The organism is Serinicoccus chungangensis, assembly GCF_001483745.1.
GTDB lineage: Bacteria > Actinomycetota > Actinomycetes > Actinomycetales > Dermatophilaceae > Ornithinicoccus > Ornithinicoccus chungangensis_A.
The window spans coordinates 46,022-58,075 of the sequence record NZ_LQBL01000032.1 but is presented as its reverse complement, the minus strand read 5'-3'; the positions used below and the strand labels follow the sequence as shown (position 1 = coordinate 58,075).

The 12,054-nt window shown below is 73.6% G+C and carries 12 protein-coding genes, 1 tRNA gene and 1 other RNA gene; 11 read left to right on the top strand and 3 right to left on the bottom strand.

Annotated elements, in window-relative coordinates:
- Window positions 1–3: 3 nt before the first annotated feature.
- Window positions 4–2,757, bottom strand: a complete 2,754-nt coding sequence (aceE, locus tag AVL62_RS14465) for a pyruvate dehydrogenase (acetyl-transferring), homodimeric type (protein WP_058892366.1) — start codon at window positions 2,755–2,757, stop codon at window positions 4–6.
- A gap of 128 nt (window positions 2,758–2,885) precedes the next feature.
- On the opposite strand from aceE, the gene AVL62_RS14460 reads away from it, so the two are divergent.
- From AVL62_RS14460 to AVL62_RS14430, 7 genes are all read left to right on the top strand, one after another.
- Entirely contained in the window at window positions 2,886–3,335 is a 450-nt protein-coding gene (locus tag AVL62_RS14460) for a DUF3052 family protein (RefSeq protein WP_235585720.1), read from the top strand.
- The gene (locus AVL62_RS14455) at window positions 3,332–3,814 is read left to right on the top strand and encodes a peroxiredoxin (protein WP_201023287.1); all 483 of its coding nucleotides are present in this window, start codon (window positions 3,332–3,334) and stop codon (window positions 3,812–3,814) included. The genes AVL62_RS14460 and AVL62_RS14455 overlap by 4 nt, the downstream gene beginning before the upstream one ends.
- 20 nt (window positions 3,815–3,834) lie before the next feature.
- A tRNA-Val gene (locus AVL62_RS14450) sits at window positions 3,835–3,907 on the top strand.
- A 1-nt stretch (window position 3,908) separates the two neighbouring features.
- Window positions 3,909–4,808, top strand: coding sequence for a Nif3-like dinuclear metal center hexameric protein (locus AVL62_RS14445; RefSeq protein WP_058892550.1), 900 nt, complete (start codon window positions 3,909–3,911; stop codon window positions 4,806–4,808).
- Window positions 4,805–5,542 (top strand): zinc ribbon domain-containing protein, encoded by a 738-nt coding sequence (locus AVL62_RS14440; protein WP_058892364.1) that lies wholly within the window; start codon window positions 4,805–4,807, stop codon window positions 5,540–5,542. Before AVL62_RS14445 ends, AVL62_RS14440 begins: the two co-directional genes overlap by 4 nt.
- Window positions 5,543–5,580: 38 nt before the next feature.
- Window positions 5,581–6,297 carry a histidine phosphatase family protein gene (locus AVL62_RS14435; protein ID WP_161937895.1) on the top strand — a complete coding sequence of 239 codons (717 nt, stop codon included), beginning with the start codon at window positions 5,581–5,583 and terminating at the stop codon, window positions 6,295–6,297.
- Window positions 6,298–6,307: 10 nt separating this feature from the next.
- On the top strand, window positions 6,308–7,231 hold the full coding sequence (locus AVL62_RS14430; RefSeq protein WP_062946267.1) for a class I SAM-dependent methyltransferase: 924 nt from the start codon (window positions 6,308–6,310) through the stop codon (window positions 7,229–7,231).
- 6 nt (window positions 7,232–7,237) lie between these two features.
- On the opposite strand, the gene AVL62_RS14425 is transcribed toward AVL62_RS14430, so the two are convergent.
- Entirely contained in the window at window positions 7,238–7,990 is a 753-nt protein-coding gene (locus AVL62_RS14425; RefSeq protein ID WP_058892362.1) for a YaaA family protein, read from the bottom strand.
- 48 nt (window positions 7,991–8,038) lie between these two features.
- Here AVL62_RS14425 and AVL62_RS14420 point away from each other — a divergent pair, with 48 nt between their 5' ends.
- From AVL62_RS14420 to AVL62_RS17365, 3 genes are read left to right on the top strand one after another with little or no spacing between them, the layout of a single operon-like run.
- Window positions 8,039–9,502 carry an RNB domain-containing ribonuclease gene (locus AVL62_RS14420; RefSeq protein ID WP_058892548.1) on the top strand — a complete coding sequence of 488 codons (1,464 nt, stop codon included), beginning with the start codon at window positions 8,039–8,041 and terminating at the stop codon, window positions 9,500–9,502.
- A complete protein-coding gene (locus tag AVL62_RS14415) occupies window positions 9,499–10,329 on the top strand; it encodes an HAD family hydrolase (RefSeq protein ID WP_058892361.1) in 831 nt (276 codons plus the stop codon). The genes AVL62_RS14420 and AVL62_RS14415 overlap by 4 nt, the downstream gene beginning before the upstream one ends.
- A gap of 12 nt (window positions 10,330–10,341) precedes the next feature.
- A complete protein-coding gene (locus AVL62_RS17365) occupies window positions 10,342–10,485 on the top strand; it encodes a hypothetical protein (RefSeq protein WP_161937894.1) in 144 nt (47 codons plus the stop codon).
- Between the two features lie 15 nt (window positions 10,486–10,500).
- Here AVL62_RS17365 and rnpB read toward each other — a convergent pair.
- Window positions 10,501–10,885: RNase P RNA component class A (rnpB, locus tag AVL62_RS15615), an RNA gene on the bottom strand.
- 52 nt (window positions 10,886–10,937) lie between these two features.
- On the opposite strand from rnpB, the gene AVL62_RS14410 reads away from it, so the two are divergent.
- Window positions 10,938–12,032: a VIT1/CCC1 transporter family protein gene (locus AVL62_RS14410; RefSeq protein ID WP_058892360.1), complete on the top strand. Its 1,095-nt coding sequence runs from the start codon at window positions 10,938–10,940 to the stop codon at window positions 12,030–12,032.
- The last annotated feature ends 22 nt before the right edge of the window (window positions 12,033–12,054 follow it).

Here is a 12,054-nt window from a genome sequence, read left to right as displayed (position 1 = left end):
CCCTCAGGCGTCCCCGCCGGTGGTGCCGGAGGTGCCCGCGGTGACGTCGAGCAGGCGGTACTTCTCCGCCGCGTCGCGCGGCACCTGCGGGTCGAGCTCGCCGCGGTCGGCGAGCATCTGCAGCGCCTTGACCGCCATCGACGGACCGTCGATGTGGAAGAACCGACGTGCTGCCGGACGGGTGTCCGCGAAGCCGAACCCGTCCGCACCCAGGGCGAAGTAGTCCTCCGGCACCCACGGGGCGATCTGGTCCTGGACGGCGCGCATGTAGTCGCTCGTCGCCACGATCGGCCCGTCGCCCTCGGAGAGGCGGCGGGTGACGTAGGGCACCCGGCGCTCCTGCTCGGGGTGCAGGAAGGCGTCGGTGTCGCACGCCATCGCCTCGCGGCGCAGCTCCGACCACGACGTCACCGACCAGACGTCGGAGCTGACGCCCCAGTCCTCCCGGAGGAGGTCGGCGGCCTCGAGCGCCCACGGCACCCCGACCCCCGAGGCGAGCAGGCGCACGTGCTTGCCGTCCTGCTGCTCACCGGTGGCGATGCGGTGCATCCCCTGGAGGATCCCCTCGACGTCGACGTCGTCCGGCTGCGCGGGCTGGCGCATCGGCTCGTTGTAGACGGTGAGGTAGTAGATGACGTTCTCGGGGTCCTCGCCGTACATCCGCTCCAGGGCGCGCGGGAGGATGTGCGCCATCTCGTAGGCGTAGGCCGGGTCGTAGGCGACGACCGCCGGGTTGGTCGAGGCCAGGAGCGGGGAGTGCCCGTCGGCGTGCTGCAGGCCCTCGCCGGTGAGCGTGGTGCGCCCCGCCGTGGCGCCGATCATGAAGCCGCGGGCGAGCTGGTCCGCCGCCGCCCAGATGCTGTCACCGGTGCGCTGGAAGCCGAACATCGAGTAGAAGATGTAGAACGGCACCATCGGCACCTGGTGGGTGTCGTAGGACGTGCCGGCCGCGCTGAACGCGCCGACCGACCCGGCCTCGTTGATCCCGACGTGCAGGATCTGGCCCTGCTCGGACTCCTTGTAGGCCAGCATGAGGTCGGCGTCCACCGAGGTGTAGTTCTGCCCGTGGACGTTGTAGATCTTGGCCGTGGGGAAGAAGCTGTCCATGCCGAAGGTCCGGGCCTCGTCCGGGATGATCGGCACGACGTGCTTGGAGAACTCCTTGTCGCGCATCCACTCCTTGAAGATCCGCACGAGCGCCATCGTGGTGGCGACCTCCTGCTTGCCGGAGCCCTTCTTAGCGACGTCGTAGACCTTGGTGTCCGGCAGCGGCAGCGGCGTGTTGTCCGGCTGACGCTTGGGGAGGTAGCCACCCAGCGTGCGCCGGCGCTCCTTGAGGTACTGGATCGCCGGGTCGTCCTCGCCCGGGTGGTAGTACGGCGGGGCGTAGGGGTCGGCCTCGAGCTGCTCGTCCGAGATGGGGATCTGCAGGCCGTCCCGGAAGGCCTTGAGGTCGTCCAGGGTCAGCTTCTTCATCTGGTGCGTGGCGTTGCGCCCGGCGAAGCTCTTGCCCAGGGAGTAGCCCTTGATGGTGTGGGCCAGGATGACCGTCGGCTGCCCGGTGTGGTTCATCGCGGCCTGGTAGGCGGCGAAGACCTTGCGGTAGTCGTGACCACCGCGCTTGAGCTTCCACCAGATGTCGTCGTCGCTCCAGTCCTTGACCAGCTCCTTGGTGCGCGGGTCGCGCCCGAAGAAGTGGTCGCGGATCCAGGCGCCGTCGTTGGCGCGGAAGGTCTGGAAGTCCCCGTCCGGGGTGGTGTTGAAGAGGTTGACCAGGGCGCCGGAGGTGTCCTGGGAGATGAGGTCGTCCCAGCCCCGGCCCCAGAGGACCTTGACGACGTTCCAGCCCGCGCCGCGGAAGAAGCTCTCCAGCTCCTGGACGATCTTGCCGTTGCCGCGCACCGGGCCGTCGAGACGCTGCAGGTTGCAGTTGACGACGAAGGTGAGGTTGTCGAGCTCCTCGTTGGCCGCGACCTGCAGCAGGCCGCGCGACTCCGGCTCGTCCATCTCGCCGTCGCCGAGGAAGGCCCACACGTGCTGCTGGCTGGTGTCCTTGAGGCCGCGGTTGTGGAGGTACTTGTTGAACGACGCCTGGTAGATGGCGTTCATCGGCCCGATACCCATGGACACGGTGGGGAACTGCCAGAAGTCCGGCATCGACCGGGGGTGCGGGTAGGACGGGACGGCGGTGACGTCGTCCTGCAGGCCCTTGCTCTTCTCCTGGCGGAAGCCGTCGAGCTCGGTCTCGCTGAGCCGGCCCTCGAGGTAGGCACGGGCGTAGATGCCGGGTGAGGCGTGGCCCTGGAAGAAGACCTGGTCGCCGCCGCCCTCGTGGTCACGACCGCGCCAGAAGTGGTTGAAGCCGACCTCGGTGAGGGTGGCCTGCGAGGCATACGTCGAGATGTGCCCGCCGACCGCGATGTCGGGGTGCTGCGCCCGGTGCACCATGACCGCGGCGTTCCACCGGATCCAGGCGCGGTACCGGCGCTCCATGTCCTCGTCGCCCGGGAACCACGGCTCCTGCTCGGGGGAGATGGTGTTGATGTAGTCGGTCGTGGTCAGCGACGGGATGCCGACCTGGGAGTCCCTGGCCCGCTCCAGCATGCGCAGCATGAGGTAGCGGGCCCGCTGGCGCCCGCCGGTGCTGATCGCGGAGTCCAGCGATTCCAGCCACTCCTGCGTCTCCTCGGGGTCCGTGTCGGGGACCTGGCTGGGCAGACCGTTCAGGATGGGGCCGGTGGAGCGCTCCTGGGCCATCAGGGTTGATCCTTCCTGCAAGGGGGTGTCCGGCCCAGTCTGTCACGTCCCTGACGCCGCGTCCGTGGTGGCCGACCCTGGGGGCCGCCTTTACGTCACCCGCGCCACTCTGCTTGTCTAGTCCTACCATGGACGGGCAGAAGAGGACGGAGCAGCAGGACGTGACCGACGACGCGCAGGGGGAGGCGCCCCTCGCGGGAATGGTGCGCAAGCTCGGGCTGCGCGAGGGTCAGGTGGTCGTCGAGTACGGCTACGACGACGACGTCGAGGAGGCCGTGCGGCAGGCCGCCGCCGCGGTGAGCGGGGCACCGCTGGAGGCCGACGACTACGACGGCGTCGTCGACGTCGTGCTGCTGTGGTGGCGCGACGGGGAGGGCGACCTCGCCGACGAGCTCATGGACGCCCTGACGACCATGGAGGAGGGCGGCTGCATCGTGCTGCTCACCCCGGGCGCCGGCCGGGAGGACCGCGTCCCGGCCGCCGACGTGCAGGACGCCTGCACCACCTGCTCGATGACGGCCTCCGGCGCGGTCAACCTCGGCGAGTGGCTGGGCCAGCGCCTGGTGGGCCGCAAGTGAGCGCTGCGCCACCCACCCCGGTGGAGGTGGGCGGGGCCGCCCCCGACCTCGCGCTCACGGACCAGGCGGGGGAACGGCATACCCTCTCCGCGGCCGTGGCCGACCGGCACGCCCTGCTCGTCTTCTACCCCTTCGCCTTCTCCTCCATCTGCACCGGGGAGCTGCTGGAGATCCAGCTGAACATCGACGAGTTCGTCAACGACCGGGTGCAGGTCTTCGGCGTGTCCTGCGACCCCGCACCGGCGCTGCGCGCGTGGGCCGCCCACGAGGGGTACCGCTTCCCGCTGCTGTCGGACTTCTGGCCGCACGGGCAGGTGGCGCGCGACTACGGCGTGTTCGACGAGGAGTCCGGTATGGCCGTGCGCGGCACCTTCCTCGTCGACCCCGACATGCGGGTGCGGTGGTCGCTCGTGCACGGACCGGGGGAGGCCCGGCAGATCGGTGCGCTGCACGAGGCGGTCCGCCACCTGCAACAATGACGGCACACCCACCACAACAGGGGCCTGTAGCTCAGCTGGTAGAGCGCCGCGTTTACACCGCGTAGGTCGTCGGTTCGAGCCCGGCCGGGCCCACGTGAACGCCAGCACGCAGCAGACCGGTGTCGCCCTGGCCGACGTCGTCGCCACCCTCGAGGAGCTCTACCCCACCGCGACCGCGCAGTCGTGGGACCGCGTGGGTCTCGTCGCGGGGGACCCGGAGCAGCGCGTCCACCGGGTGCTGCTCGCGGTCGACCCGACGCTGGAGGTCGTGGCCGAGGCCGTGCGCACCGGCGCCGACCTCGTCATCACCCACCACCCGCTGCTGCTGCGCGGGATCCACTCCGTCGCGACGACGTCGGCGAAGGGGGCGACGGTGACCGAGCTGGTGGTCAACGACGTGGCGCTCTACTGCGCCCACACCAACGCCGACGTCGCCGATCCCGGCGTCGGCCAGGCGCTGGCCGCTGCGTGCGGTCTCGCGGCCACGCAGGCGCTGACCCTCGCCGAGGACCAGGAGCTCGGCCGGGTCGGCGAGCTGCCCGTGCCGGTCACGCTGAGGGCGCTGGCGCAGCGGCTCGCCGAGGCCCTGCCACCCACGGCCGGCGGGGTGCGCGTCAGCGGCGACCCGGAGGCCCTCGTGCGCCGGGTGGCCGTGCTCGGGGGCGCCGGGGACGGCGAGTTCGAGGCGGTGCGCCGCGCCGGCGCCGACGTCTACGTCACCTCGGACCTGCGCCACCACCCCGCGCTCGAGGCCCGCGAGGAGGCGCGGGCCGCCGCCCGCGCCGGTGGCGCCGCGACGCCCTACCTGCTCGACGCCGGCCACTACGCCACGGAGTGGCTGTGGCTGCCCGGGCTGCGCGAGCTGCTGCTCAGCCGCCTCGACGTCGAGGTCGAGATCTCGGGCGTCTGCACCGACCCCTGGGACCTCGTCGTCGGTGCCCGGCCGGACCACGACCGCACGACCGACCACCCCGTCGAAGGAGACCACCCGTGAAGGCAAGCCCCCAGATGCAGGCCCGGCTGCTCGAGCTGCAGGAGCTGGACACGCGCATCGCGCAGCTGGAGCACCGCCTGCGCTCGGTCCCCGAGCTCATCGACATCGCCCGCATGGAGGGCGAGCAGCCCGGGCTCGAGGCCGAGGTGGTGCGGACCAGCACCGAGGTCAGCGACCTGGAGCGCGAGGTGTCCCGGGCCGAGGCGGCCGTCCAGCTCGTCCGCGACCGGGCGGCCCGCGACCGGCAGCGCCTGGAGGCCGGCACCGGCAGCGCCAAGGACCTCCAGGGCCTGCAGCACGAGCTGGAGTCGCTGGCCCGGCGGCAGGGCGTCCTGGAGGACGAGGAGCTGGAGGTCATGGAGCGGGTCGAGCAGGCCCAGGAGGCCCAGCAGGCGGCGACCTCCGCCCTGCAGGCGCACCAGGCCCGGCTCGGGGAGCTGCGGGAGGCCCGGGACGAGAAGGCCGCGGCCGTCGTCGCGGAGCGGGAGGAGGTGGCCGCGGGACGCGACGCCATCGTGGCCGACGTGTCGGCCGAGCTGCTCTCGCTCTACGAGCGGCTGCGCGCCCAGACCGGTTCCGGCGCGGCGCCGCTGCAGCAGCGTCGGTGCGGGGGGTGCCGCCTCGAGCTCAACGCCGTCGACCTGGGCCGCATCCGGGCCGCCGCCGAGGACGAGGTCGTGCGCTGCGAGGAGTGCGGCCGCATCCTGGTCCGGACGGCGGAGTCCGGCCTGTGACCGAGGGGGCGCCGACCCCCGGGAGCGGTCCGGCGCCCGTGCCCGAGGAGCTCGGGGACCGGGCGGTCGAGGACCCGGCCGAGACCTACCTGTCCGACGAGACGCTGCCCGTCCTCGAGGGCAGCACCCGCCTGGTGCTCGTGCGCCACGGCGTCACCGACTTCACGCAGACACGCCGGATGGACGGACGGGGTGGTGCCGACCCGGCGCTCAACGCCACCGGCCGGGCGCAGGCACGGGCCGCCTCGGGGGCCGTCGCCGAGCTCCTGACCCGTGCCACGCCCGCGCCGGTCCGCGTCGTCTCCTCGTCCCTGGCCAGGGCGCGGGAGACCGGGCAGCTGCTCGCCGACCGCCTCGGGGTCGAGCGTGAGGAGGACCGGGACTGGGACGAGCAGGGCTTCGGCGACTGGGACGGGCAGGCCATGCCCGAGCTCGCGGCGCGGGAGCCCGAGGAGCTGGCCCGGCTGCGCACCGACCTGGACTACGCCCGCCCCGGCGGGGAGTCCCGTCGGGACCTCGACGCCCGAATCGGTGCGGCCCTGGAGCGGGCGGTCGCGCGGGGCGGCACGGTCGTCGTGGCCACCCACCGGGTGGCCATCATGTCGGTCCTGTGCCGGGTGCTGGGGGTGGGGCACGACCGTGGCTGGAGCATCGCGACCGGCCCGGCCTCGCTCAGCGTCGTCGAGATGTGGCCCGACGGCGGGGTGCAGGTGACCTTCGTCAACGACACCCACCACCTGCGCGGTCTGGCCTAGGGTCGGGGCCATGAGCGCGGTGCCCGAGGACCTCACCCCCATGGAGCGGGCCCGGGTGGCCCCGGAGGAGGGGTATGCCCTCAACCGGGACAACTGGGACGGCCGGGCGCAGGTGCACGCGGCCAGCGCCCACTACGACCTGGAGGGCTGGGTCGCCGACCCCGGCCGGGTGGGCGCGGTCGTCCGCCGCGACCTGCAGATCCTCGCCCCGCACCTGCCGGAGGCGCTGCGGGACGGGGGTGACGGCATACCCCGTCTGGACGGGCTGGACGTCTGCCACCTGCAGTGCCACCTGGGGACCGACACCCTCGGGCTGGCGCGGAGGGGGGCCCGCTGCACCGGGGTCGACCTGTCGCCGGCGTCCCTGCGGGTCGCCCGCGACCTCGCGGAGCGCGCCGGGGCGGACATCCGCTACGTCGAGGCCAACGTCATGGACGCGGCGGGCGCCGTGGGCGCGACCTTCGACCACGTGCACACCTCGATCGGGACCCTCTGCTGGCTGCAGGACCTCGCCACCTGGGGCGCCCAGGTCGCCGCGCTGCTGCGGCCGGGCGGCACCGTCCTGCTGCGCGACAGCCACCCCATGATCAACGTCATGGGGGACACCGATGCCTCCACGATGACCCCGGCCTACACCTACTTCCCACTGCCGCAGGGCGAGGGCTTCACCTACGCCGACGGCTCGACCTACACCGACGGCGACAGCGCGCCGATCTCCCAGCCGCGCAACGTCGAGTGGCCGCACCCGGTCGGCGAGATCCTGGGGGCGCTGCTGGGCGCCGGGCTCACGCTCGAGCACGTCGGCGAGCACCAGGACCTGCCCTGGCCCGCGCACCCCGCGATGACGCCCGAGGGCGAGGACTGGGTGCTGCCCGAGCCCTGGCGCTCGCAGGTGCCGGTGGCGCTGAGCGTCGTCGCGCGCCGCCCGGCGTGAGGGCGGTCAGGAGGGGAGGGCGTCCAGGACCCACGGCGAGCCGGGTCGTCGCGGCTCGTGCAGCTCGACGTCGAAGGCGCCGCCGAGCAGCCCGACCAGGGCCGACGGGGTCCTCAGGTCCGCCGCGTCCTGGCAGAGCGCCCGTGCGACCAGCCCCCGGGTGTGCTTGGCCATGTGCGTGGCGCCGGGCACCCGCACGTGCACCCAGCGCCGGGCCACGTCGGAGGTCGCGGCCGGGGTCCAGGCCGCGGCGTACGTGCTGGAGCGGCAGTCCACGACCAGCCCGCGCCCGGCCGCCCCGGTGAGCACCGGGTCCAGGTGCTCCCTCCAGAACCCTGCGAGCGGCCCGACGCCGGGGAGGTTGACGCCCATCGACAGGCGGTAGGGCGCGAGCCGGTCGGTCATCCGCACGACGCCGTAGAGCGCGGAGACGACCCGCAGCCGGGAGCTGGCCCGCCGCGCCGCGCCGGGGTCCAGGGAGGGCAGGTCGAGGGCGTCGTAGAGCACGCCCGAGTAGAGCTCGCGGGCCGGCAGCGTGGGGGCGGTGCGCAACCGGGTGTTCCTGGCGATCTCGGCCGTGAGGTTCGGGCTCACCCCGAGCGTCCTCGCGGCGTCCGGGCGCCCACTGACCTGCGCCAGCGCCGTGGCCACGCGGTCCCGTGCCGGCGTGAGCGCGGGGGCGGAGAGGGACTCCGGTCGCAGCGCCGAGCCACGGGTGCGGGTCTGCTTGGACTCGGACGGGGGGAGCAGGATGAGCACCGCGTCAGCGTAGGTCAGGTGTCGGTGCCCCGACGTAGGGTGGGCGTCATGGTGGAGCGTGCGACGAGCCTGGCCTGCGACCCGACCGCGTCCGAGACCGGACGGCTGCTGGCCCAGGCGTTCCAGCAGGTCCGGGACGACCTCGAGGTGCGCCAGACCTTCCCGGAGGCGGCACTGGCCGAGGTCGAGCAGGGGGTCGCCGCCCCGGACCTGCCCGGACGCGACGAGACGGGCGTGGAGCTCGTCACCGTCGACCCGCCGGGTTCCATGGACCTCGACCAGGCCATGCACCTGGAGCGCGACGGGTCCGGCTTCCGGGTCCGCTACGCCATCGCCGACGTCCCGGCCTTCCTCGCCGAGGGGGGCGCGCTCGACGCGGAGACGCGGCTGCGCGGGCAGACGATCTACTGCCCGGACAGGCGCGTGCCCCTGCACCCCCCGGCCCTGAGCGAGGAGGCGGCGAGCCTGCTCCCCGACGCCGTGCGACCGGCATACGTCTGGGACATCAGGCTCACCGCCGACGGCACGCGGGACACCGCCGAGGTCTACCGGGCCATGGTGCGGTCCCGGCGCCGCTATACCTACGAGGAGGTGCAGCGGCTGGTCGACGGCGGGGAGGCGGAGGAGACGCTGCTGCTGCTCCGGGAGGTGGGCGAGCTGCGCGCGGCCCGCGAGATCGCCCGGGGTGGCGCGAGCCTGCCGATGCCGGAGCAGGAGGTGGGGACCGGTGACGAGGAGGGGTGCGACTACACGCTGCGGCTGCGCCCGCTGCTGGCCGCCGAGGACTGGAACGCCCAGATCTCGCTGCTCACCGGGATGGTCGCCGCCCGGATGATGCTCGAGGGCGGGGTCGGCATCCTGCGGACCATGCCCGAGCCGGGGGAGGGGGCGGTGGCGCGCTTCCGCCGGGAGGTCGAGGCGCTCGGCGCCCACTGGCCGGAGGGTATGCCGTACGGCGAGTTCCTCCGCACCCTCGACCGGGCCGACACCCGGCACCTGGCGATCGTCAACGCGGCCACGTTTCTGTTCCGGGGTGCGGGCTACACCGCCTTCGACGGCGAGCTGCCGCCGGAGGAGGACCGGGTCCAGGCCGCGGTGGCCGCGCCCTACGCGCACGTGACGGCGCCGTTGCGCCGTCTGGTCGACCGGTTCGGGCTGGCGGTGTGCGAGGCGCTCTGCTCCGGGGGTGAGGTGCCCGCCTGGGCCCGCGAGGCCCTCCCGGGGTTGCCCGCCGTCATGGAGGAGACCGGTCGGCGGGCCCGGGCCGTGGACCGGGCCTGCCTCGCGGCGGTCGAGGCGGCCGTGCTCCACGACCGCGTGGGCGAGGACTTCGAGGCGGTCGTCGTCGACGGCGTCAACGGCGACCGGGTGCAGGTGCAGCTCCTCGACCCGCCGGTCAGCGACGTCGCGAGCGGCAGCGCCCGGCTGGGCAGCGCCGTCACGGTGCGGGTGGAGCGGGCCGACGTCCTGGCGGGCGAGGTCGACCTGCGCCTCGTGGGGCAGGAGGCGTGAAGGCCTCGCCGCCCGGACCCGACGGGGTGCGGGTCGTCGCTTCCGACTGCGACGGCACGCTGCTGCGCTCGGACGGCACGGTGTCCGAGCGCACCCGCGCGGTGCTGGACCGTTGCGCGTCCGCCGGTGTCCGCGTGGTGCTCGTCACCGCCCGCCCGCCCCGGTGGATGGACGAGCTCGGGGACCTCGGGGTCGAGGCGGTGGCGCTGTGCGGCAACGGCGCCTTCACCTACGACGTGTCGCGGCGCGAGATCATCGCTCACCGGCTCATGCCCACCGAGCTCGTGGGCACGCTGCTGGCCGAGCTCAAGGAGGCGCTGCCCGGGGCGGCGCTGGCCACCGAGTCGGTGCGCGGTTTCGCCCGCGAGCCGCACTTCCACCGGGCCAACGACCGCACCGACGGGCAGTGGCTGGTCGGCGACATCGGGCAGCTGGCCCAGGAGCCGGCCGGCAAGATCCTCGTGCGGCACCTCGACTGGTCCACCGAGCAGATCAGCGCCCGGGTCAAGGAGGTCGTGGGAGAGCGCGCGGAGGTGGCGAACTCCGGGGCGGTGCAGCTGGGGGAGGTCACCGGCCGGGGCGTCACCAAGGCGCTCGCGCTCCTGACCTGGTGCGCCGAGCAGGACCCACCCGTGGCGCCGCACGAGGTGTGGGCGTTCGGGGACATGCTCAACGACATACCGATGCTGGAGTGGGCCGGGCGCTCCCACGCCGTCGCCAACGCGCACCCGCAGGTCCTGGCGCTCGCCGACGAGGTGGTGCCCAGCAACGACGAGGACGGCGTGGCGAGCCGCGTCGCCGCGCTCCTCGACGCCCGCGGGGTGTGACAGGATCAGGGTATGACGGACAGCAAGCAGACCACCCCGGCCAGCACCCGACGGGGCAGCTTCGGCGGCGGGTTGACCGCCTTCATCCTCGGACTGCTGGCGGTGACGGCGATCTTCGTCCTCGTCGACCTGGCGACGGGCGCGCTGCACCTCTGAGCCACCCGGTGGGGGTGGATGAGCCGGCCGGTACGCCGGGTTCTGTCCCCTCGCGCCGTCACCGGCACGGCGAGGGTGGCGACCATCCATCTCGGGTGCGCGTTGCCGCGCACCTCCAGCGACCTACCCGTGCGCTCGGGCGGGCAGCCCTCGGTCGCGCACTGTCTGGTCTTGCTCCAGGTGGGGTTTACCGAGCCACGCCAGTCACCTGACGTGCTGGTGGTCTCTTACACCACCGTTTCACCCTGACCCACCGCCGAGGCGGCGGGCGGTCTGTTCTCTGTGGCACTGTCCCGCGGGTCACCCCGGGTGGCTGTTGGCCACCACCTTGCCCTGTGGAGCCCGGACGTTCCTCGGCGGGTCACCCGGAGGTGCCCGACGCGGCCGCCTGGCCGACTCATCCACGCCCGCCAGGATAGCGGTCCGGGAGCCACGCCGTAGACTCCACCCACGTGACGACGACCCAACCCACCCCGGCCGACCTGCGCCGCTGGCGGCGCCATCTGGCTGACGAGCACGCCAACATGCGTGCCTTCCGTGACCTCGCGGCCCGCCGCCAGGGCGAGGAGCGGGCGATCCTCACCGGGCTGGCCGACGCCGAGCAACGGCACGCCGAGCACTGGGAGAGGCTGTTGGGGGAGCGGGCGCACCCGGCACCCCACCCCACGATCGCCCACCGGCTGCAGACCTGGCTGGCCCGGCGCTTCGGCATGGTCTTCGTGCTCGCGCTGCTCCAGCGGTCCAAGTCGGACAACCAGTACGCCGGCGAGACCGACGCGGCCTCCTCCATGGCGGCCGACGAGCAGGTCCACGAGGAGGTCCTGCGGGGTCTGGCGGCGCGCGGCCGGCTGCAGCTGTCCGGCAACTTCCGGGCGGCCGTCTTCGGCGCGAACGACGGGCTGGTGTCCAACCTGGCGCTCATCATGGGGATGGCCGGCACCGGTGTGTCGGGCGCGGTGGTCCTGGCGGCGGGCATGGCGGGCCTGCTCGCGGGAGCGTTGTCCATGGGGGCCGGTGAGTACATCTCGGTGCGGTCCGCGCGCGAGCTGCTGGCCGCCTCCCAGCCCGCCCAGGGCACCCAGGCCGCCCTCGGCGCCCTCGACCTGCAGGCCAACGAGCTCGAGCTGGTCTACCGGGCCCGGGGCCTGGACCGGGACCAGGCGCGGTCGCGTGCCGCGAGCGTCCTGGGACAGGTGCAGGTGGCCGGTTCGGCGCCGCGCGACGCCGTGCCGGTCGCCGCGACCGACGCGGACGAGCAGGACGCCGTGCTCAACCCCTGGGGGGCGGCGCTGGCCAGCTTCGGGTTCTTCGCCTCCGGAGCACTCATCCCGGTGCTGCCCTACCTGCTCGGGCTGACCGGGTATGCCGCGGCCGGGGTCGCCATGCTCGCCGTGGGGATCGCCCTGCTGGTGACCGGTGGCGTGGTGGGGGTGCTGTCGGGCGCCTCCCCCCTGGGCCGGGGCGTGCGTCAGCTGCTCATCGGCTACGGGGCCGCCGTCGTCACCTACCTGCTGGGGCTGGCCTTCGGCGCGGCCGGGATCGGCTGACGGCGCGTCCGGAGTGGGCTGA